General features: G+C 69.0%; 21 protein-coding genes. 13 read left to right on the top strand and 8 right to left on the bottom strand.

What is annotated here, in order from left to right; all coding sequences use genetic code 11:
- Positions 1 to 167: 167 nt before the first annotated feature.
- The 7 genes from TA90_RS12790 to TA90_RS12760 are packed head-to-tail and all read left to right on the top strand — an operon-like array spanning position 168 to position 8188.
- Positions 168 to 470: a hypothetical protein gene (locus TA90_RS12790; protein ID WP_043537057.1), complete on the top strand. Its 303-nt coding sequence runs from the start codon at positions 168 to 170 to the stop codon at positions 468 to 470.
- A gap of 16 nt (positions 471 to 486) precedes the next feature.
- The gene (locus TA90_RS12785; RefSeq protein ID WP_043537055.1) at positions 487 to 1224 is read left to right on the top strand and encodes a DUF8175 domain-containg protein; all 738 of its coding nucleotides are present in this window, start codon (positions 487 to 489) and stop codon (positions 1222 to 1224) included.
- On the top strand, positions 1224 to 2828 hold the full coding sequence (locus tag TA90_RS14380; protein WP_187120147.1) for a TrbL/VirB6 family protein: 1605 nt from the start codon (positions 1224 to 1226) through the stop codon (positions 2826 to 2828). Before TA90_RS12785 ends, TA90_RS14380 begins: the two co-directional genes overlap by 1 nt.
- 29 nt (positions 2829 to 2857) lie before the next feature.
- Positions 2858 to 4366, top strand: coding sequence for an SCO6880 family protein (locus tag TA90_RS12775; protein ID WP_187120146.1), 1509 nt, complete (start codon positions 2858 to 2860; stop codon positions 4364 to 4366).
- Entirely contained in the window at positions 4363 to 5934 is a 1572-nt protein-coding gene (locus TA90_RS12770) for a P-loop NTPase family protein (RefSeq protein WP_052450880.1), read from the top strand. Before TA90_RS12775 ends, TA90_RS12770 begins: the two co-directional genes overlap by 4 nt.
- Positions 5931 to 7724: a type IV secretory system conjugative DNA transfer family protein gene (locus TA90_RS12765; protein ID WP_043537053.1), complete on the top strand. Its 1794-nt coding sequence runs from the start codon at positions 5931 to 5933 to the stop codon at positions 7722 to 7724. The genes TA90_RS12770 and TA90_RS12765 overlap by 4 nt, the downstream gene beginning before the upstream one ends.
- Positions 7721 to 8188, top strand: coding sequence for a DUF4913 domain-containing protein (locus tag TA90_RS12760; protein ID WP_082031699.1), 468 nt, complete (start codon positions 7721 to 7723; stop codon positions 8186 to 8188). Before TA90_RS12765 ends, TA90_RS12760 begins: the two co-directional genes overlap by 4 nt.
- A gap of 73 nt (positions 8189 to 8261) precedes the next feature.
- Here TA90_RS12760 and TA90_RS12755 read toward each other — a convergent pair whose 3' ends face one another.
- Genes TA90_RS12755 through mobC form a run of 3 tightly spaced genes read right to left on the bottom strand, consistent with a single transcriptional unit; the run spans position 8262 to position 11234 of the window.
- The gene (locus TA90_RS12755; protein WP_043537051.1) at positions 8262 to 9110 is read right to left on the bottom strand and encodes a hypothetical protein; all 849 of its coding nucleotides are present in this window, start codon (positions 9108 to 9110) and stop codon (positions 8262 to 8264) included.
- Between the two features lie 13 nt (positions 9111 to 9123).
- The gene (locus tag TA90_RS12750; RefSeq protein ID WP_043537049.1) at positions 9124 to 10839 is read right to left on the bottom strand and encodes a relaxase/mobilization nuclease domain-containing protein; all 1716 of its coding nucleotides are present in this window, start codon (positions 10837 to 10839) and stop codon (positions 9124 to 9126) included.
- Positions 10836 to 11234: a MobC domain-containing protein gene (gene mobC / locus TA90_RS12745; RefSeq protein ID WP_043537047.1), complete on the bottom strand. Its 399-nt coding sequence runs from the start codon at positions 11232 to 11234 to the stop codon at positions 10836 to 10838. Before mobC ends, TA90_RS12750 begins: the two co-directional genes overlap by 4 nt.
- A 256-nt stretch (positions 11235 to 11490) precedes the next feature.
- On the opposite strand from mobC, the gene TA90_RS12740 reads away from it, so the two are divergent.
- Entirely contained in the window at positions 11491 to 11901 is a 411-nt protein-coding gene (locus tag TA90_RS12740) for a hypothetical protein (RefSeq protein ID WP_052450879.1), read from the top strand.
- 322 nt (positions 11902 to 12223) lie between these two features.
- On the opposite strand, the gene TA90_RS12735 is transcribed toward TA90_RS12740, so the two are convergent.
- The 4 genes from TA90_RS12735 to TA90_RS12715 are packed head-to-tail and all read right to left on the bottom strand — an operon-like array spanning position 12224 to position 14337.
- Positions 12224 to 12823 carry a recombinase family protein gene (locus TA90_RS12735; RefSeq protein WP_043537045.1) on the bottom strand — a complete coding sequence of 200 codons (600 nt, stop codon included), beginning with the start codon at positions 12821 to 12823 and terminating at the stop codon, positions 12224 to 12226.
- Positions 12820 to 13362, bottom strand: a complete 543-nt coding sequence (locus TA90_RS15335) for a hypothetical protein (protein WP_197067911.1) — start codon at positions 13360 to 13362, stop codon at positions 12820 to 12822. The genes TA90_RS12735 and TA90_RS15335 overlap by 4 nt, the downstream gene beginning before the upstream one ends.
- A complete protein-coding gene (locus tag TA90_RS12720; protein ID WP_043537043.1) occupies positions 13359 to 14153 on the bottom strand; it encodes a Fic/DOC family protein in 795 nt (264 codons plus the stop codon). Before TA90_RS12720 ends, TA90_RS15335 begins: the two co-directional genes overlap by 4 nt.
- Positions 14140 to 14337, bottom strand: coding sequence for an antitoxin VbhA family protein (locus tag TA90_RS12715; RefSeq protein WP_043537041.1), 198 nt, complete (start codon positions 14335 to 14337; stop codon positions 14140 to 14142). Before TA90_RS12715 ends, TA90_RS12720 begins: the two co-directional genes overlap by 14 nt.
- A 244-nt stretch (positions 14338 to 14581) precedes the next feature.
- On the opposite strand from TA90_RS12715, the gene TA90_RS12710 reads away from it, so the two are divergent.
- The 4 genes from TA90_RS12710 to TA90_RS12695 are packed head-to-tail and all read left to right on the top strand — an operon-like array spanning position 14582 to position 15995.
- Complete coding sequence (locus tag TA90_RS12710; protein ID WP_019174037.1) at positions 14582 to 15112, top strand: TetR/AcrR family transcriptional regulator; 531 nt, start codon at positions 14582 to 14584, stop codon at positions 15110 to 15112.
- 2 nt (positions 15113 to 15114) lie between these two features.
- Positions 15115 to 15462 carry a DMT family transporter gene (locus tag TA90_RS12705; protein ID WP_005053852.1) on the top strand — a complete coding sequence of 116 codons (348 nt, stop codon included), beginning with the start codon at positions 15115 to 15117 and terminating at the stop codon, positions 15460 to 15462.
- Positions 15462 to 15782 (top strand): DMT family transporter, encoded by a 321-nt coding sequence (locus tag TA90_RS12700; RefSeq protein ID WP_019160223.1) that lies wholly within the window; start codon positions 15462 to 15464, stop codon positions 15780 to 15782. The genes TA90_RS12705 and TA90_RS12700 overlap by 1 nt, the downstream gene beginning before the upstream one ends.
- Before the next feature lie 15 nt (positions 15783 to 15797).
- Positions 15798 to 15995, top strand: a complete 198-nt coding sequence (locus tag TA90_RS12695; RefSeq protein ID WP_005053846.1) for a hypothetical protein — start codon at positions 15798 to 15800, stop codon at positions 15993 to 15995.
- Positions 15996 to 16120: 125 nt separating this feature from the next.
- Here TA90_RS12695 and TA90_RS12690 read toward each other — a convergent pair whose 3' ends face one another.
- A complete protein-coding gene (locus TA90_RS12690; RefSeq protein ID WP_043537034.1) occupies positions 16121 to 17362 on the bottom strand; it encodes an IS256 family transposase in 1242 nt (413 codons plus the stop codon).
- A 181-nt stretch (positions 17363 to 17543) separates the two neighbouring features.
- Here TA90_RS12690 and TA90_RS14030 point away from each other — a divergent pair, with 181 nt between their 5' ends.
- A complete protein-coding gene (locus TA90_RS14030; protein ID WP_231550742.1) occupies positions 17544 to 18293 on the top strand; it encodes a recombinase family protein in 750 nt (249 codons plus the stop codon).
- The last annotated feature ends 22 nt before the right edge of the window (positions 18294 to 18315 follow it).

Genomic DNA, 18315 nt, shown 5'->3' with positions numbered 1-18315 from the left:
GGCGGGGGAGTCCCACGGACGTGGACCGTCCCGTGGATTGAATCGTGGCGTCTGGGGGAGCCGCCGGCTCTCTCCGACGCCCCGCGCGAGGTCCGCCGACTTGTCGACGAGCTGCACGCACTGATCCGCCCCGGTGCCGACGGCACCACCAACTGAAAGGAACAACGATGAGCATCGCTCTGACCCTGACCCAGGCCGCGACGGACGTCGTGGCTCTCCTGCCGCTCCAGGTGCCGGACCCGAACCCGGTGCAGCCGCCGGGAACTGAGGGATTCACGTCGATCATGGGCTGGGCCAAGTGGGTCGCCCTCGCCGTGTGCGTCCTCGGTCTGATCGCCGCTGGTGCGCTCATGGCCATTCAGTCTCGCCGCGGGGAGGGCGGCGAGCACGTCGGCAAGATCGGGATGGCGCTTGGTGGCGTCATCGTCATCTCCGCGGCCGGCTCGCTCGTGGGCTTCCTGGTGAGCTGACCCGAAAGGTACTGCAATGGCTGAAGACACCGATCAGAAGAATCCGTTTACCCGCCCAGGCTTCATCCTCGCGGCGGTTGTGGTCGCTCTCGTCGTCGTGCTCGGGGTCGTCGTCGGCGTGGTCAACGCCACCCGATCCGATCCCGAGTCCCAGTCCTCGCCGTCGCCGTCAGAATCGAGCGCCGCCCCAACTGCCGACGAGTCGGCGGCTGCGGGCGGCGCAAGTGTTTGTGGGCTGAGTGGGGAGGTGCTGAGCGGGTCCATCTCGACAGCACCCGCCGCCAAGTGGGAGTACCAGGGCACGGTGGCTTATCCGACGTCCAGCGAAGCGGGGCCGGCGGACACCAAGAACGGCGTGCGGACCTGCTTCCAGCACTCGCCCGAAGGTGCCCTGTTCGCGGCGGCTAACGCCGTCGTGCAGGGCAGCGACGAGTCCACGGTGAAAGCGTGGCTCGATTACTTCGTGACGGGCTCCGCCCGTGACCAGGTGCTCTCAGCCGGGGCCGGCTCCTCGACCGGCTCGGGCACCCGCGTGGAAATCGCGGGCTTCCGGGTCCTGGCCTACGACGGCGACTCCGCTCGGATCGACGTCGCTGTGCGCGGCTCTGCCTCGGGAAAGACCCTCAATCTCTCGATGGTCTACCCGCTGGTGTGGGAGGACGGCGACTGGAAGCTCAACGTCACCGATGCCAGCGCACCGATCGACGTGGCCACGATCCCGGACCTGGCCGGATATATCACCTGGGGGGCGTAATGGCTGACGGATGCAGCGGTTGGAGCTTCTTCAACCCAATGTGCCACGTCAGCGAGGGCGTCGAAGCTGTCGTCGGTGATGCGATCGAGAACATGGCCAACGCCGTCATGGAGGCGTTCGGTAAGGCGGTTGCGTCGCTCGGCACGATCTGGGTTCACCTCGGCACGCCGAACCTGACGGGTTCGGGCGGGTCGTCGTCTATCTCTGCGGGATCGTCCGCGCCGAACTCGGGCAACATCACCACGGTCTTGTCCTACGTGACGTGGATCAGCTTCGCGGTGGCGGTGCTGAGCCTGTTTGCTCTGGGCGGGATCATCGCCACGCGCATGCGTGCGGGCGAGGGCATCGCGGCCGTCGGCAGGATCGGCCTGGTTCTGGGCGCGGTGGTCCTAATATCCGCTGCCAGTGCGATCGTGTCGGGGCTCATGCCGTCGGGGCCGAACAACGCCTCGGGGGCGGTCCTGTTCCTTCAATCGAGCTTGTGGTGGTACATGGGTGCAGCGGCGATCGTCTCCGTCGTGATCGGCGGGGCACGGATGGCCTGGGAACAGCGGGCCGAGCCTGGGCGTGAGACCGTCAAGAGCTTGCTGACCCTCGTCGTGGTCGCCGGCGCGGGAACGACGATCGTCGGCCTGCTGGTCACGGCCGCCGACTCGTTCTCGGTGTGGGTCATCAACTCGTCGCTGGACTGCCAGGTGAACGTCGAGGGCTCCGCCTGCTTCGGCGAGAACATGACCGCGCTGCTCGCGCTGACCTCCGGGCCGGCCGGCGGCCTGGGCGCGATCCTCATTATCGTGCTCGGCCTCATTGCGATCCTGGCGACGATCTTCCAGATCGTGCTCATGGTCGCCCGCGGCGGCATGCTCGTCATTCTGACGGGCATCCTCCCGCTGTCGGCGTCGTTCACGAACACCGAGATGGGAAAGGCTTGGTTCAAGAAGTGCCTGGCCTGGCTGATCGCGTTCATCCTCTACAAGCCGGCCGCGGCGATCGTCTACGCGGCGGCCTTCCAGCTCGCCGGCACGGACGTGTTCTCAGACGACGGCAGCGGCTTGTTGGCGGTCCTCACCGGCCTGATGCTCATGATTATTGCCCTGTTCGCTATGCCTGCCCTGATGCGCTTTGTGACGCCGATGGTGGGTGCAATGGCTGGTGGTGCAGCCGGCGGAGCAATGGCCGTCGGCGCAATGGCAGCGGTTCCGACCGGTGCGGCGGCTGTCGGACGTCTGGCGTCCGGCAGTGGCGGCGGCAGCTGGGGGTCCGACGGTGCCAGCGGCCCCCAGGGTCCGTCTGGTGGCAGCGGTAGCGGTAGCTCCGCCCCCCAGGCGGCGCAGAGCGCCGGTCCTCAACAGGCCGGCGGGGGCGCGGGCGGCGGAGCCGGGGCCGGCAACGGCGCTGGTGCCGGGACGGGTGCAGCAACCCAGCACGGGCGCGGCCGCGGCATCGGCCGGCGGTGGTGGTGCTGCTGGTGGAGCCGCTGCGGGCGGTGGTGCAGCCGCCGCCGGAGCGGCTGGTGGTCCGATCGGGATCGCCGCCGGCGCGGCGCTCGACGCGGGCAAGAAGGCCGGCCAGGCCGCCGCCGGAGCGGCGCAGAACCTCGGTGAGCAATCGACAGGAGAGGGAGGCGGTCCCGATGGCAGCCGTTGAGACAAGCAAGGGTCCGCGGACCTATGGGAACTGGCGACGCCCCACGTCGCCCGGAATCTTGGGCCTCGGCTCAGTCGGTACCGGCCTGCTGCTGGCGGGCCTGGTGGCCATAGTTATCACGGTGATGGTCGCCGACCTGCTCGAAGCGGTCATCGTGACGGCCGTCCTCGGCTGCGTCATGCTGGCCGTGCTGACCAAGGACTCCCACGGAAAGAACGTGCTGAGCCGCGGCGGTGCCCGCATCGCCTGGTGGTCGGCCCGCTCACGCGGGACGAACGTCTACCGTTCCGGCCCGCTCGGCCGCGCACTGTGGGGCACCTACCAGCTCCCCGGCCTCGCGGCTCCAACGCGCCTCAGCGAGCACACCGACAGCTACGGCCGGCCGTTCGCACTGCTCTACACGCCGGCCACCTCGACGTTCTCCGTCGTAATCGGCACCGAGCCCGACGGTGCCGCACTCGTCGATCAGGAACAGATCGACGTGTGGGTGGCCGACTGGGGCCACTGGCTGGCCAATCTCGGAGACGAGCCGGGCATCGAGGCCGCGTCGGTCACGATCGAGACCGCGCCTGACTCGGGCACGCGGCTGCGCCGCGAGGTCGAGATGAACACCGACCACAACGCCCCGGAGTTCGCTCAGGAGATGTTGCGCGAGGTTGTCACCCGGTATCCGTCGGGTTCGTCGACGGTGAAGGCATACGTGGCGATCAGCTTCAACGCCTCGCACCGATCCGGCAGTAAGAAGCGCAAGGCCGAGGAGATGGCCCGCGAGCTGGCGGCACGCCTACCCGGGCTCACGGCCGGCTTGCAGGCAACCGGCGCGGGTGCAGCGCACCCGCTGTCCGCCCAGGAACTCTGCGAGGCGATCCGCATCGCCTACGATCCGGCCGCCGCGGTGCTGATCGACGAGGCACACGCCTCCGGCGAGACGCCCGAGCTGAGCTGGCCCGACGTCGGCCCCTCGGCCGCGCAAGCGTCCTGGGACGGATACCGCCACGATTCGGCGTACTCCTGCACGTGGGCGATGACGTCAGCTCCGCGCGGCAACGTCCAGTCGGGCGTACTCGCGCGGCTGCTCGCCCCGCACCGCGATATAGCGCGCAAGCGCGTGACGCTGCTGTACCGGCCGATCGACGCGGCCAAGGCGGCCGCGATCGTCGAGGCGGACCTGCGCGCCGCGGAGTTCCGCATGACGTCGACGAGCAAGCCGGCCGCCCGCGACAGCCTGGCGGTGCGCGCCGCGGCGGCCACCGCCAGCGAGGAAGCCTCCGGGGCCGGCCTGGTCCAGTTCGGGATGCTGGTCACCGCCACGGTGGCCGACCTGGACAAGGAGGCCGACGCTCGCGCGGCGATCGACAACCTGGGAGCGACAGCGCGACTGAGGCTGCGGCCCGTGTACGGGTCGCAGGATTCGGCGTTCGCTGCCGCCCTTCCCCTGGGCCTGGTGCTGCCCAAGCACATTCAGGTCCCGGCCGAGCTGAGGGAGAAGCTGTGAGCGCGAAGAAGGCGAAGAAGCAGAAGATCAGCCGCAAAGAGCGCAAGGAGAAGAAGGCTGCCGAGCGCGAGCTGCGCCCTATCCGCCCACCGATGCGGGGGTGGATCGGCCGCGGCCGCGGCCAGTCGGTCTACGTGCAACAGGCCGACGAGTGGCGCGGCACCACCGTGCAGGTCTGCGGCATGTGGCCCTATGCGATCGGGACTGGCACGCCGATGGTCGGCGTGCCGCTGGGCCGTCATATCCACACCGGCGCGACGCTGTGCTGCGATCCGATTAGCTGGTTCCAGCGCGCGAAGCTCATTAGCAACCCGTCGACGTTCGTCCTCGGGAAGCCCGGCCTCGGCAAGTCCACGATCGTTCGCCGGATGGCGACCGGCCTCGCCGGCTACGGCGTGATGCCGCTGGTCCTGGGCGACTTGAAGCCCGATTACGTCGACCTGATCGAGGCGATGGGCGGTCAGATCATCACTCTGGGCCGCGGCCGCGGCTACCTGAACGTGCTCGACCCCGGCGAGGCCACGGAAGCGGCCGCCCAGCTCCGCGCTGCCGGCCATGAGAAGGAGGCCATGCAGGTCATGGCCGACGCTCACGGTCGCCGGCAGACGATGGTCTCGGCACTGCTGACGATCCTGCGCGCCGCGCCTCCGACGGACCGCGAGGAGACGATCATCGACCGCTCCTTGAAGTGGCTCGACGAGCACCACGACGGCGTTCCGGTCCTGGGCGACCTGCTGAGGGTCATCCAGGAGGGTCCCGAGGAGGTGCGCGCCGTGGCCCTGGACCGTGGCAGCGACGAGCGCTACAAGGCGATCACGGAGAGCCTGGAAGCCTCCCTGATCGGCCTCACTGGCGGCGGCCGCCTCGGTGAGACGTTCTCGCGCCAGACGACCAACCCGATGCGACGCGACGCCCCCGTGGTCTATGACGTCTCCGCGATCGACGACTCGGAGATGGACCTACAGGCCGCGACGCTGCTGGCGTGCTGGTCGGCCGGCTTCGGCACGGTGAACGTGGCCAACGCCCTGGCCGATGCTGGCCTCGAACCGCGACGCCACTACTTCGTCGTCCTCGACGAGCTGTGGCGGGCGCTGCGCGCCGGCCGCGGCATGGTCGATCGTGTCGACGCCCTGACGCGCCTCAACCGGCAGCGCGGCGTCGGGATGGCGATGATTTCGCACACCATGAGCGACCTGCTGGCGCTTCCGACGGAGGAGGACCGCATGAAGGCTCGCGGTTTCGTCGAGCGCTCGGGAATGGTGATCTGCGGCGGTCTGCCGGCCGCCGAGATGCCTCAGCTCACGGCCGCGGTGCCGTTCTCTGAGGCCGAGCAAGAGCTGCTGATCGGCTGGCAGGACCCGCCGGCGTGGGACCCGTCGACGGGCCGCGAGGCGGAGCCTCCCGGCCGTGGCAAGTTCCTCGTGAAGGTGGGCGGCCGTCCGGGTATCCCCGTCGATGTGCAGCTGACGAGCATCGAGAAGTCGATCAACGACACCAACCGGCTCTGGCATGAGCAGTCGCGCGTCGGCCGGCGTGCGGCCCATAGCGCCCAGGAGGTCGACGCATGAGCACCCCGAACAACCGTCGCCGCGATCCGGGCGGGATCGGAGCTGAGGCGATCCTGCTGTGGGTCGGCATCCTGGCCGTCGTCGTCATCGTCGGCTCGGTCTACGTGGCGATGCAGCTCGGCCATCGCATCGCCGGCTCGGGAGCGGAGCTGCCGGGCGATCCGTTCTCGCTGCTGTTCGGTCTGCTGGGCGGCAAGCTGGACTGGCCAGGGGCGGCCGGCTGGTGGGTGCTCGGCGGCATGCTCGCCGTGTTCCTGGCCCTCGGTGTCCTGCTCGCCCTGGTGGTGCATCGCATCCGCCGGGGCCGTAGCCGCGTCGACCGCGCGGCAACCTACATGGGCCGCGGCCGCGACGTCGAGGCACTGAGCCGCAAGTCAGCCCAGGCGACCGCGAAGCGCCTGGGCGTGGCCGATTCTCCCGGTGTGCCGATCGGTCGCACCGTGACCGGTGCGCACCCGCTCTACGGCTCCTGGGAGGACATGCACATCGACATTTGGGGGCCTCGAACCGGTAAGACCACCTCGCGGGCGGTCCCGGCGATCCTGGACGCTCCTGGGGCAGTTCTCGTGACCTCGAACAAGCGCGACGTCGTAGACGCCACGCGCGACGTGCGGGCCAAGGCCGGCCCGGTCTGGGTGTTCGATCCCCAGGCGATCGCGCTGGAAGAACCGAGCTGGTGGTGGAACCCGCTCAGCTACGTCACCGACGAGGTGAAGGCGGCCAAGCTGGCCGAGCACTTCGCCGCCGGCAGCCGCGACCCTGGGGCCAAGACCGATGCGTACTTCGACCCGGCCGGCCAAGACCTCCTGGCGGGGCTCTTGCTCGCGGCCGCCCTGGACAACCGGGCGATCACTGACGTGTACACGTGGCTGACGCGCCCGATGGACGATACGGCGGTCGACATTCTGCGCGCGCACGACTTCACGCTGACCGCCGATCAGGTGGCCGGCGTCGTCGACGCACCGGAGAAGCAGCGCGGCGGCGTGTTCGGCACCGCGCAGCAGATGGCCTCCTGCCTCACGAATCGCCAGGTCGCGGCGTGGGTCACCCCACGCGGTGCAGCCGACACTCGGCCGCACTTCGACCCGGCGGGTTTCGTGCGCGATGGTGGCACGCTCTACAGCCTCTCCAAGGAGGGTCGGGGAACGGCCGGCCCTCTCGTGACGGCACTCACCGTCGCCGTCGTCGAGGCGGCCGAGGAGCTAGCCGCTCACTCGGCCGGCGGCCGCCTGAGCACACCTCTGGTCGGTGTGCTCGACGAGGCCGCGAACGTCTGCCGCTGGCGCGAGCTGCCGAACCTCTACAGCCACTACGGCTCGCGCGGGATCGTCCTCATGACGATCTTGCAGTCGTGGTCCCAGGGCGTCGAGGTCTGGGGCGAGTCCGGCATGAAGAAGCTCTGGTCGGCCTCGAACGTGAAGGTCTACGGCGGCGGTGTCAGCGAGGCCGCGTTCTTGGAGGACCTGTCTCGCACGATCGGGGATTACGACCGGCTCGCCACGTCGTCGTCCTACGGCCGCGGTCAGCGCACGGTCTCGCAGCAGCTCCACCGTGAACGCATCCTCGACGTCGCGGACCTCGCGGCCATGCCGAAGGGGCGCGCCGTCGTGGTCGCATCGGGATCTCGCCCGACGCTCATTCGCACTCAGCCCTGGATGACCGGCCCGCACGCCGACGAGGTGCGGGCGTCGATCGCCGCGCACGACCCCCAGGCCGAGCGCACGATCCGAGAAGCCGAGACGGAGGTGGCCACCGTGGAGGCCACCGTAGAAGCGGAGGGAGCATCATGAGCGACTGGGGAGATGACGAGCTGGACGAGGGCGGTATCGAGGCGCAGCCCGTCGACGTCGACGGCGACGCCACCGACGATCAGCCGGCCCCCGAGCCCACGCTCTACTACGGCTCCGTCGACGAGTTCCTGCGCGAGTACCTGCGCAACGTCTACCGCCGCAAGATCGACGGCAAGACGCGCGTGTGGGCGGCCCGCTGGTGGGAGTACGACGAGGCGGTGATCCGCATCGAGGCGCTGTGGCGGTCCTGGGAGCATCTGCGCCAGGACCCGAGCACCGGCATGAGCGTGTGGTGGCGCGACCACGCCGACCACCACATGTCGGTGCTGATGGACCCGCAAGGCCCGTTCGCGGCCGCCGACGCCACCGCCTCGGAGAACCAATGCAGCAAGGGCCAACCGCTGCCCTACACGCCGCCGCCGGCCGGTCTGTTCCCGGACGTGCGGGAGTCGGCCGACGACTGACCACACGACACGCAAGGAGGGACCGCACCTGGTGGGTGCGGTCCCTCTCTCGTTGCGGTCGAGGCCGGCGCGCTCACCGGCTCAGGCCGGTGCGCTGAATCTGCGCCCCTCGTGAGCCGCGCGTCTTGCGCGCCTTCGGGGACTTGCCGCGATCGGCCTTGACGGCTTCCGTCGCCGGCTTGGCCTGGCTGACGTCCGCTCGCATCCTCGTGGCCACGGTCTCCTCGCTGATGCCGCGCGATTCCAGGTCCCGCGCTGTGCCCTCGCGACGCTCGGAACTGTCGTACATCGTGCGACCGTCCTCTCGTGCCCGGTCAGCGATGGCCTCGCGCTGCTCGGCCTCGGCCAGCGCGCGTGCGCGCTCGTCGGGATCGGGCTCGTACTCTGCCGCTGCCCGCGCCTCCGCCGCTCGCTGATCCTCCTGGTTGGCCTGAGCCACGAGACGCTGTGCCTCCGCGTTCTCCGACGCCGCACGGGTGCGCTCGGCATCAGCCTGGGCGCGCTCCTGCTCGGCACTCTCTACCGCTGCTCGCACCGCCGCCGGATCGGCGTTCGTGCTGTTGACGTCGACGCCGTAGCGCGTGCGCAGCTCGTCGTTCATCCGCTGCTCGGCTCGCACCGCCTCGGGGTCCTCCTGGGACCACGCGCGAGCGACCTGGTAGGTGCGTCCGATCACCTCGGGCGTCGCTCGATCCCACCAGTCGGAGCGGTGCACGTTGGCCAGCTCGGCGCGTGCGGCGCGCTGCTCGGCGGCCAGTCGTGATTGCAGCTCGCGCGCCTCCTGCTCGCTCTGTGCCTGGGCGCGCCGTAGGGCCTCCTCGCGGCCGCGGGCGATCCTCTCGCCCACCTGTCCGGCGGCCGTCACGAGGACCCGTAGCTGGCCCTCGAACGCCTCCTCGATTCCATCGGTTTCCTCAGCCATGACGGCCTCCTTCCTATCGTTCCGGTCCGCGGGCTGCGCCCGGTGTGCTGTGCTGTCGCGTCCGTGCCGGCTCGATCTTGTTCGGCACGGGCGACGCTGCTTCCGTGGCCGACTTCGCTTGCCCGGCTTGCAGCCGGTCGAGCATGGCCTGGGCCTCGGGATCGAGGTCCGCCGGTCGTGTCATCGTGGCCGTCGCGGTGCCGCTCGGTGCGGTCGCCGGCGCCGGGCTCGGCATCGCGTCACGGACGCGCACCAAGCGTGCTCGTGTGTCCTCTGCGAGGAGCTGAGCCTGGCGTGCCTGACCGGCCGCCACGGAGGCGTCGTAGACCGCCTGAGTCAGACGGAGCAACTGCCGGATCATGGCCGCCTGCGCCACAGCACCCTGCCCGCCGCGCGCTGCGCTGGCGAGCAGCATCGCGGCGCCAGAGATGGCAACCGTGCCGGCCTTCTGCGGCTTCACGGTGCGCCGGTACGTCTGTGCCGAGCGCGACAGTGCATCCGCTGCCGCGGCCAGGTCTCCCGGCGTCTCCTCAGTCGCGTTGGACCACGCGGCGAGGGCTCCCGCCGTCTGGCGTGCAACGGTCGCCCAGGTGTCCCGATCGTCGACGGGGATCGAGCGCAGCCGGTCCACGAGCTGGCTCAGTTCGGCGTTGCGCTTATCCCACAGCTCCGGGTCTGGTTCGCTCGCTTCGCGTCCGGGTGCGACCACGCGCCGGCCCCGCTTGGCGGCGTTCCATTCGTCCGCCGCTTCGCTCGCGCCGGTGACCGTGTCGGGCCAGCCATCGCGCAGCCTGGGCAGCGTGAGGTCGCGGCCCAGGTGGCCGCCGCCGTACCAGATCGGCCGCTCGCCGGCCTGCGGCCGCTCGGCCACTGAGTAGCCGGTAATGACGTCAGTTCGGCCGTCCGCATAGCGGGGTCGGACCAGCAGCCCAGACCGCCGCATGCGACGCACGAACTCGGCTTCACTGTCGCTCGCTGTCGAGGCCGCACGCACCTTCAATGCCAGGAGGTAGCGCGGCTGATCGGTGCGCAACTCCGACGCAATGAGTGCCTGCCGGTCGTCGCCGGCCAACGCCTCCCAGGTCGGTGCGTCCGCGCCCAGCTTCGACCGGCTTCGCTCGTGCTTGGCACGCGCGCGGGCACGTGCCTGAGCCTCGCGCTCGGCGGGGTTGTAGCCGCGCGTCGAGCGCTCCGCGCGCACCGACTCCAACTCCTCCAACCCGTACTTCGCTTCGAGTGCACGGGCGGCAGTCTGCGCGCGTCGGAAGTCGTGGTGCGTCGACGCCTTGGTGCCGTCCTCGCGCACCAGGTTCACGGCGATGTGGATGTGGTCGTTGCCGTTCGTCGACACACCGTGGCGCACGGCAACCCACCGGCACGGAGCCTTCGTGCCCTCGTTGTCGTCGAACTCCATCGCGGTGATGAAGTCGCGGGCGATCGCTCCCCACTGCTCATCGGTCAGGGCGCCCTCGTCGGCTCGTAGAGACAGCGAGCAGTGCCACACGTGGCCGCCCTTGACCTCCACGTCGTACGCGGTGCGCGGGCGGTCGAGGTGACGCGCGATCGCCAGCGCCGAATCGCGTCCCAGCTCGTCGTCGTCGTGCCACGCCATCATCGCCTCGTCACCGGCAACGAGGTGAGGTTCGGTGTGCTCGTTCGCGCGCCCCGGTCCCACCAGGTACGTCAGCAGTCCGGCCATCCTGTCGCCGCGGACAACGTTCGGCATCATGGCAGGCTCAGCCCGTCGATCGCGTCGTCGATGCGCTGCGCGGTGCGGCGCACGGCGTCGAGCGTCGCGCTCATCCCCGCCTGCACCTCACCGGTCGCGTTGGTCGCACGAGCCATCTGGTTGACGTTGGTCGAGATGGCCGCGAGCAGCCGGTGCAGCGCGAACAGCTCGGCCATCGCGTTGCGCCGCTCGGTGGGAGTCTCCGACGTCGCGGACGCTAGCGCGCACTCGACGAGCAGCCGCGGGATGGTCACGTGCTGCGCCTCCGCGAGACGCAGCAGCATGCCCTCCTCCTCGGGCGACACCTTCACCTCGTGACGGTGCTGCCGCCCACCGTCGACGTTCGCCCGGCGACGTCGCGCGAACAGGCGACCCTTGGGAGCCTCGTCGCCCATCAGATCACCTGCCCTTCCAGCCCAGCGCAGCGACCCCGCCTCGTGCGGGGACCACACTCCTAGTGTGCCCGATCCGCGACGCCAAGTCGAGGATCCAAGCCACTTAGCCGTGCTAAGTGTTTAGCTTGCTCCGTCCGGGACTCCTATCGCTGTTGACTCACGTCGGTAGACGGGAGCGGTCGCGGCTCCGCCGCGCCATGCTGTTTCGACGTCGACAAACGTCGACGTAAAGCGGGTGAATTCGTACGATAGAGACATGAGCAAAGAACCGAGCATCGAAGAAGCGATCGAGCGCGCCAAGCGCGCACAAGAGGACCGGATCAACGCCATCCGCGGTGTCGGTGAGGCGCGCCAGAACCTCGCGGACGTCCGCGAGGTCACCGAGCGCGAGCTGGCCGAGCTACAGGCCAAGATCACCGAGCGCGTGCGCGAGGCTGAGCGGGCTGACGTAAAGGCGTACAACGCGGCGCTGAGCGCCGGTTGGTCGATCGAGGAACTGCGCAAGATCGGCTACGCGGAACCTGAGAAGAAGAAGCGCACGCGCCGGCGCTCCTCGGGTCGGTCGTCCCTGTCGACGACCTCGGCCAGGCCGGCGTCTGCGCCCTCCGAAAGTGGTCCAGTCGACGCCACCGTGAACGGTGGCGAGGGTCCGTCTGTAGGTGCGTAGCGTCACCCCCTGACCACCTGTGGACGGCTCCGGCTATCGCCGGGGCCGGACCCGCCCACAGGTGGACAGCGGGACCCCTGGTGACCGCCCGCACACCGGCCGCACCGTCACGTCATCGGGACACGTTGCAGTCACGCTAGTGCGGCCCGTGCACGGCCTAGTTGGGTACAGAGTTCCCCCTCCCCCTGACGCCGTGATTCTCACACAGCTCAGACCCCCGTCAAGGGCGCTTCGCGTCACTACGTGATGCGGCTCCGCCGCACCCTTGACGGGGGTCTGTTCTGTGCAGGGCGGCATTTATCAGGGGAAGGGGGAAGAACGGTTAGGGCTTCGCAGCTCCGACCCGCTCCGGCGTCTCCTCGTCGTGCTTGGCCAGCGCGCGAGCCACCGTCGACTTGCCGACTCCGAGCACTGCCGCGATGTGCGCGAGGGTCTTTCCCTCGCCGCGCATCTGCGCAGCAGCGGCGACGCGCCTCGGCGTCATCACCGATGGCCGTCCGCCGACGCGCCCCTGGGCGCGAGCGTGTGCCAGACCCCGCTTGGTGTTCTCTCTGATCGTGTCGACCCTGAGCTGAGCGAACACGGCGACGATGCCGAACAGGGCTCGGCCCATCGGCGTTGTCGTGTCGATGTCCGGCTCGGTCAGACTCCGAATGTTCACACCACGCTCGGCCAGGTCGTTGATCGTCTCGATGGCCATCTTCTCGCTGCCGGCGATGCGATCCAGCCGGCGCACCAAGAGCGTGTCACCGTCGCGCAGATAGTCCAGGCACGCGATCCACTGCGGCCGGTCCTTGACGCGGCTCGACTCGCCACGATCGACGAACACTCGCGTCGCTCCTGCGGCGCGCAGCTCGGCCTCCTGGGCCTCGGGATTCTGCTCGCGCGTGCTCACCCGCGCGTAGCCGACGACACTCGTCATCGCCCCACCTCCGGGCCGATCCTGTTAGCTCGCGTCATGGCCTGTGTGTGGACCTCGGCGGTCCGTGTTGAAGCGACCGCCGCTCGCGCGCTCTGAGGAAAGCTGGCACGGCTCAGCGGCCGCTCGGCGGCCGCTGGCTCGGCGCGTAGCGGTGCCGTGCCCTGGTACCCCCATTCCTCTAGCAGACCTTCCGACCACAGCTCCGATGCGGTGGCCTCAGCGGTGATGACCTGGGCGTGCTCGATCTGGCTCTCAGCTCGGGCGTACTTCTCGGACAGTGCCACCCAATCGCCGGGACTGATCTCGGTCACGCCTTCGGGGACAGCGCGCCAGACCCGCACGCGGGCATCCGGCCGGCCGGATGCCCGACGCACCTGGTCGACTGTCGTCGAGTGCAGCGCACCGTAGCGCTCTGGGTGCTGTCCCACGTCGGCCGGAAACACCTCGTCGTGCTCTCCCCCAACCTGGTCGAGTCGAACCGTCGTGCCGTCCCCCTCGGGTCCTGGCGCGCGGTGTGACAGTCGGTAGTCATCGTTCATCGGCTCGCTCCTGGTCCGTCATTGCCAGGCCCTCGGTGACTCTGCCCTGGCATGTGCATAGTGGTGCGCGCCTGCGGTGCGCTCGACGGGCCGCTCTGGGGTCGGCGCACGGCCTCGGTGGCACTCGTGGGGAACGACAGACGGGCGCGCTCTGCGACGCGCCAGGCGGCGTCTCGTTCACCCTGCGGGGTCGCCTTGCTGACGATCTGATCGAACATCTCGCGCAGCGGCCCGAAGTCTTGCTGCTCGGATGCCGCTCGGCTCGCTTGGTCGTTGGTCGCGCCGTGCACCGCGCGCCAGTCGAGCTGCCAGCCGGCGTCGCGGGCGACGCGGTTCCAGAACACTCGTTGCGTCCTGCCGTTGCCCTCTCGGAACGGGTGCACGTAGTTGAGCTGGTCGTAGTGGTACGCCAGGCGGTCGATGAACTGCTCGCGGCTCATGCCGCGCAGCTCGTGGTCGGCGCGCAGCTCGCCCTCGGCGTAGCCGGCGGCGCGACCGATCATCGACACCGGAAGGAAGAACTGGGCTCCCTCCACGTTCTTGCGAATGTCGACCGTGCGCAGCTCCCCCGCCCAGTCGTAGACGTCCTGGAACAGATGGCGGTGGATCGCGCGCAGCTCGTCGAGGTCGCCGGTCGGCTTCACCGGGTGATCCATGAGCTGCACCAAACGGGCAAACGAAAGGTCGCCCTCGGCTTCATCGAGGGCGACCTTCGTCTGTGCGCCGACCTTGTTCCTCAGCAGACCCGTCTCGGGATCGAGATACGGGTCGACGAACTCAGTCGAGGCCATAGCGTGCGCGCGCGCGGGCCACCAGCTCGTCAGAGTCGATGCGGCCGGCGACGTACTCGGCGGCGTCCTGGCGGCCGGCAGCCGTCACCGGCAGGCCCTCCATCTCGCCGCTGTGGATCGCCTCTGCCACGCGCAGCTCGCGCTCAGCCGCGGTCGTCGCGGTGGTTGCTGTCTTGGTGGCCACGGGGTGCTCCTCTCGCTCGGTGCTAAGTCCATTCTAGCTGATTTCCCGAAAACGGTCTAGGGGTAGTTTTGGGCCGTATGGGTTTCGGTCCTGGGTTTCGGTCCGGCGTGTCGGTCTCCGTCGACCCTCGTCGACCATCGGCCCATAAACGATCGTTTTCGGCCTACTCGGCTCGCGGTGATGAACCTATGCGCCGGCAATCTGCTGGATGGCCTGGTTACCTTCCGAATGGTAACCTACACTCATGCGCACCGATCCTCGCCCCGCGATCCTGGCGGCCGCCTTCTCTCAGCTCGACGAGGGGCGGGCGGTGTCTCTGGATTCCGTGGCCCGAAGTGTGGGGCTGACCAAGCCGGGGGTGATGTATCACTTCCCCACGAAGGAAGCCCTCATGCTCGCCCTGGTGGACTCCGTTTTGGACCGCTGGGAAGAGGCGCTGGTCGCACGCCTCGGGTCGTCGCCGGAGGGCGCGGCGCCGGCCGCGCGCATCGGCGCGTATGTCGACTGGTCACTGTCCGGGGGTTTCGATGAAACCGACCTGGTGGCGATGAGTGATCCGAAGCTGCGCCGCTCGCTCACGCAGCGCTGGGCCGAACGTCTCGCGCCCTGGCTCGTCGTGCCCGATGACGTCGCCCCGGACGAACGCACCCGGTTGCTCGCCGCCCGCCTCCTGGCCGACGGCGGGTGGCTTGCCGAAGCCGCCAACGTCTCCCCTCCTACCCCCGGCGACCTGGCGCAGCTCCGCGCCTTCGCCCACAACCTCGTGAAGGACTGACTATGAAGAAATGGCTCCTGCTTGCCGGCGCGATCATCAGTGAAGTCGCCGGCTCCCTCGCCCTCCAAGCCGGCCAGGACCACCCCGCCTGGTACATCCTCGTCGCGATCGGCTACGTCGGCGCGTTCACGCTTCTCGCGCTCGTTCTACGCGAGGGGATGGCCCTCGGGGTTGCGTACGGGATCTGGGGCGCGATGGGCGTCGCCCTGACGGCGGTGCTGGCGGCACTTCTGTTCGGACAGCCCTTGACCGGCGTGATGATCCTCGGCCTGGCGTTGATCATCGGCGGTGTTCTCACCGTCGAACTCGGATCGCAAGCGGCGCAGCGCAAGAGGGAGGCGAGCATCTGATGGTCTGGCTCTTCCTCATCCTCGCGATCGTCCTCGAAGTCGGCGCGGCGCTCTCCCTGCGCCTGGCAACCGGCGGACGGAAACTGTTCTACATCGCCGTCGTCGTGGGCTACCTCGGCGCGTTCTTCTTCCTCACCCAAGTCCTTGCCCTCGGGCTCGGCATCGGTGTTGCCTACGGCATCTGGGCCGCCTCCGGCGTCGCCCTCACCGCAGTGGCCAGCAAGTTCCTGTTCAAAGAGCCCTTCACCTGGGTCATGGCGCTCGGCATCGCCCTCATCATCGGCGGCGTCCTCCTCGTCGAACTCGGCGCGGCCCACTAGCCTGCCGACACGGCCATGACCGTCGCTCGCACCCTCGCGGCAATTCGCCGCGCCCTCCTGGAAGATCCTGCCGTCGACATCCGATTCGTGGACGCAATCACCGTCGACAGTCATCTTCTGAGCACGCACGGCCAGGCCCTCATCCTGTTCGTACACCCACAGCATCGCGAAGTCGTCGACGAGCTGCGCAACGCCTCCCGCCCATTGGACTAGTGCGGTCGGCCGGGGTCATCACCGCGGCCGCGCAGCTCGTCAACGAGCTGGCGGTGCGCCGTGTGCAGGAACAGCACTGGGCGGCCGCGGTCAAGTCCAGTGGAGTGGTGTAGCGGTTCCTTCGTCTAGGCGGTGAGGGCGAGGGGTTCGGTCACCTCCTCAACGGCGTTGGTGATGGTGCTGAGTCGGCATCGTGCGAGGACGTCGAGGCCGAGGTAGCGGCGCCCTTCTGCCCACTCATCGGTCTGCTCGGCCAAGACAGCGCCGACGAGGCGGATGATCGCTTCCCGGTTGGGGAAGATCCCGACCGCGTCGGTGCGGCGGCGGATCTCACGGTTCAGGCGTTCGGCGGGGTTGTTCGACCAGATCTGGGTCCACACGTCCTTGGGGAAGCCGGTGAACGCGAGCACGTCTGCCCGGGCGGCTTCGAGGTGCTCTGCAACCTCGGGTAGCTTCTCGGCGGTGTAGTCGAGCAGACGGTCGAACTGCGCCTGGACCGACTTTTTGTCGGGTTGGTCATAGACCGAATGGAGCATCGCTTTGACCGCGGGCCACATGCTCTTCGGGGTCACGGACATCAGGTTCGCGGCGTAGTGGGTTCGGCAGCGCTGCCAGGACGCGCCAGGCAGGTTCGCCGCGATCGCCTCCACCAGCCCGGCGTGGGCATCGCTGGTGACCAGTCGGACCCCCGCAAGGCCGCGGGCCACCAGATCGGCGAAGAACGTGTTCCACGCCGGTTTGGTCTCGGAGGTGACGACCTGCAGGCCCAGGACCTCGCGGTGTCCGTCGCCGTTGACGCCGGTGGCGACGAGGACCACGGCGTTGATCACGCGTCCGCCTTCGCGGACCTTCATCGTCAACGCGTCAGCTGCAACAAACGTGAACGGCCCGGCCTCGCCCAGGGGGCGGTGCCGGAACTGCGCTACGTGTTCGTCGAGGTCGGCGGCCATGCGTGAGACCTGTGACTTCGACAGGCCGTCGATGCCCAGGGTCTTGACGAGTTTGTCCATCCGACGAGTACTGACGCCGGCGAGGTAGCAGTCAGCGATCACCGTGATCAGGGCCGCTTCGGCTCGTTTGCGGCGCTCCAGCAGCCACTCGGGAAAGTAGCTGCCGGAGCGCAGCTTCGGGACGGCCACGTCGATGGTGCCGACGCGGGTGTCCAGCGGGCGGTGGCGGTAGCCGTTGCGCTGCGCGACCCGCTCGGTTGAGGGCTGTCCCCATTCGGCGCCGCACACGGCGTCGGCATCGGCCGAGAGGAGGGCGTTGATCATGTTCTGCAGCAGCTGGCGCATCATGTCCGGAGAGGCTTCGGTCAGCAGGTTGCCCAGCACGCGGGCGGGGTCGACAATGTGAGGAGCGGTCATCGTGGTTGATTTCCTTTGAGAGAGCTTTGGTAGGTGAACTCGAAGGATCCCACGGTGACCGCCCTGCCGTCATCGACGGCCACGGCCACTGTGGGGGCTACACCACTCTAGGGGGCTCTACTGCGTCTCCACCAACGAACAGGACCTCACGGCGCAGCGCACCGGCCTGGACGCCCTCGGCGTGCCGACCGATCGCACCTACGTCGACCATGGCCTGACCGGCACCACGCGAGCGAGGCCCGGCCTGCGCGAGGCGCTAGCCGCGTGCCGGTCTGGCGACACCCTTGTCGTGACCAAGCTCGACCGGCTTGCCCGCTCGGTGCCTGACGCGCGAGACATCGTTGCCGAACTGATCGCCAGCGGTGTTTGCCTCCAGCTCGGCGCCTCCGTTCACGACCCGACCGATCCCGTCGGCCGGCTGCTTTTCAATGTTCTGGCGATGGTGGCCGAGTTCGAGGCCGACCTGATCCGTGCTCGGACCCGCGAAGGCATGGCCGTCGCGAAGGCCAAGGGCCGGCTCCGAGGCAAGCAGCCCAAGCTCACGCCCCGCCAGGAAGCACACCTGGTCTCCCTGGCACGCGTCGGCGAGCACCACGCTCGAACTGGCCGAGCTCTTCAACGTTGGCCGCTCCACCATCTACCGGGCTATCCAGCGCGCCGGCGGTCTCGGTTCCACTGCGGTCACCGAGCGCTGAGCCCAGCGCGCGGGAATCCGCTCGGTCCCCCGAGGGCTGCCCGTCCAGCCCCGCCACCGAGCGTGGACAGAACCCCGCCACATAGCGACCGAAGCCACACCGTTAGCCGCTCCCGGAGCGTCCACAACGCGTCTCAAAACCGGTCGTGTCGCACCCTGGTTTTACGCCCGGGAAGTCCGCGCAGTGCATTCCCGACCACGTCCGGCACGGCACCTCGACCGTCTGCGCCGCGCTGAACATTGCGACCCGCTTCGACAA

This window comes from Actinomyces polynesiensis (genome assembly GCF_000820725.1).
In the GTDB taxonomy this organism is placed as follows: Bacteria; Actinomycetota; Actinomycetes; order Actinomycetales; family Actinomycetaceae; genus Pauljensenia; species Pauljensenia polynesiensis.
Note: the sequence above shows the minus strand (reverse complement) of the source record. Positions and strands in the feature narration are given on the sequence as shown.

Excerpts from the sequence above, each read along its gene's own strand:
- TA90_RS12760 (WP_082031699.1), top strand. The coding sequence starts at position 7,721 with ATGAGCGACTGGGGAGATGACGAGCTGGACGAGGGCGGTATCGAGGCG.
- TA90_RS14380 (WP_187120147.1), top strand. The coding sequence starts at position 1,224 with ATGGCTGACGGATGCAGCGGTTGGAGCTTCTTCAACCCAATGTGCCAC.
- TA90_RS12775 (WP_187120146.1), top strand. The coding sequence starts at position 2,858 with ATGGCAGCCGTTGAGACAAGCAAGGGTCCGCGGACCTATGGGAACTGG.
- TA90_RS12710 (WP_019174037.1), top strand. The coding sequence starts at position 14,582 with ATGCGCACCGATCCTCGCCCCGCGATCCTGGCGGCCGCCTTCTCTCAG.
- TA90_RS12700 (WP_019160223.1), top strand. The coding sequence starts at position 15,462 with ATGGTCTGGCTCTTCCTCATCCTCGCGATCGTCCTCGAAGTCGGCGCG.
- TA90_RS12705 (WP_005053852.1), top strand. The coding sequence starts at position 15,115 with ATGAAGAAATGGCTCCTGCTTGCCGGCGCGATCATCAGTGAAGTCGCC.
- TA90_RS12720 (WP_043537043.1), bottom strand. The coding sequence starts at position 14,153 with ATGGCCTCGACTGAGTTCGTCGACCCGTATCTCGATCCCGAGACGGGT.
- TA90_RS12750 (WP_043537049.1), bottom strand. The coding sequence starts at position 10,839 with ATGATGCCGAACGTTGTCCGCGGCGACAGGATGGCCGGACTGCTGACG.
- TA90_RS12765 (WP_043537053.1), top strand. The coding sequence starts at position 5,931 with ATGAGCACCCCGAACAACCGTCGCCGCGATCCGGGCGGGATCGGAGCT.
- TA90_RS15335 (WP_197067911.1), bottom strand. The coding sequence starts at position 13,362 with ATGAACGATGACTACCGACTGTCACACCGCGCGCCAGGACCCGAGGGG.
- TA90_RS12740 (WP_052450879.1), top strand. The coding sequence starts at position 11,491 with ATGAGCAAAGAACCGAGCATCGAAGAAGCGATCGAGCGCGCCAAGCGC.
- mobC (WP_043537047.1), bottom strand. The coding sequence starts at position 11,234 with ATGGGCGACGAGGCTCCCAAGGGTCGCCTGTTCGCGCGACGTCGCCGG.
- TA90_RS12690 (WP_043537034.1), bottom strand. The coding sequence starts at position 17,362 with ATGACCGCTCCTCACATTGTCGACCCCGCCCGCGTGCTGGGCAACCTG.
- TA90_RS12735 (WP_043537045.1), bottom strand. The coding sequence starts at position 12,823 with ATGACGAGTGTCGTCGGCTACGCGCGGGTGAGCACGCGCGAGCAGAAT.
- TA90_RS12755 (WP_043537051.1), bottom strand. The coding sequence starts at position 9,110 with ATGGCTGAGGAAACCGATGGAATCGAGGAGGCGTTCGAGGGCCAGCTA.
- TA90_RS12785 (WP_043537055.1), top strand. The coding sequence starts at position 487 with ATGGCTGAAGACACCGATCAGAAGAATCCGTTTACCCGCCCAGGCTTC.
- TA90_RS12790 (WP_043537057.1), top strand. The coding sequence starts at position 168 with ATGAGCATCGCTCTGACCCTGACCCAGGCCGCGACGGACGTCGTGGCT.
- TA90_RS12695 (WP_005053846.1), top strand. The coding sequence starts at position 15,798 with ATGACCGTCGCTCGCACCCTCGCGGCAATTCGCCGCGCCCTCCTGGAA.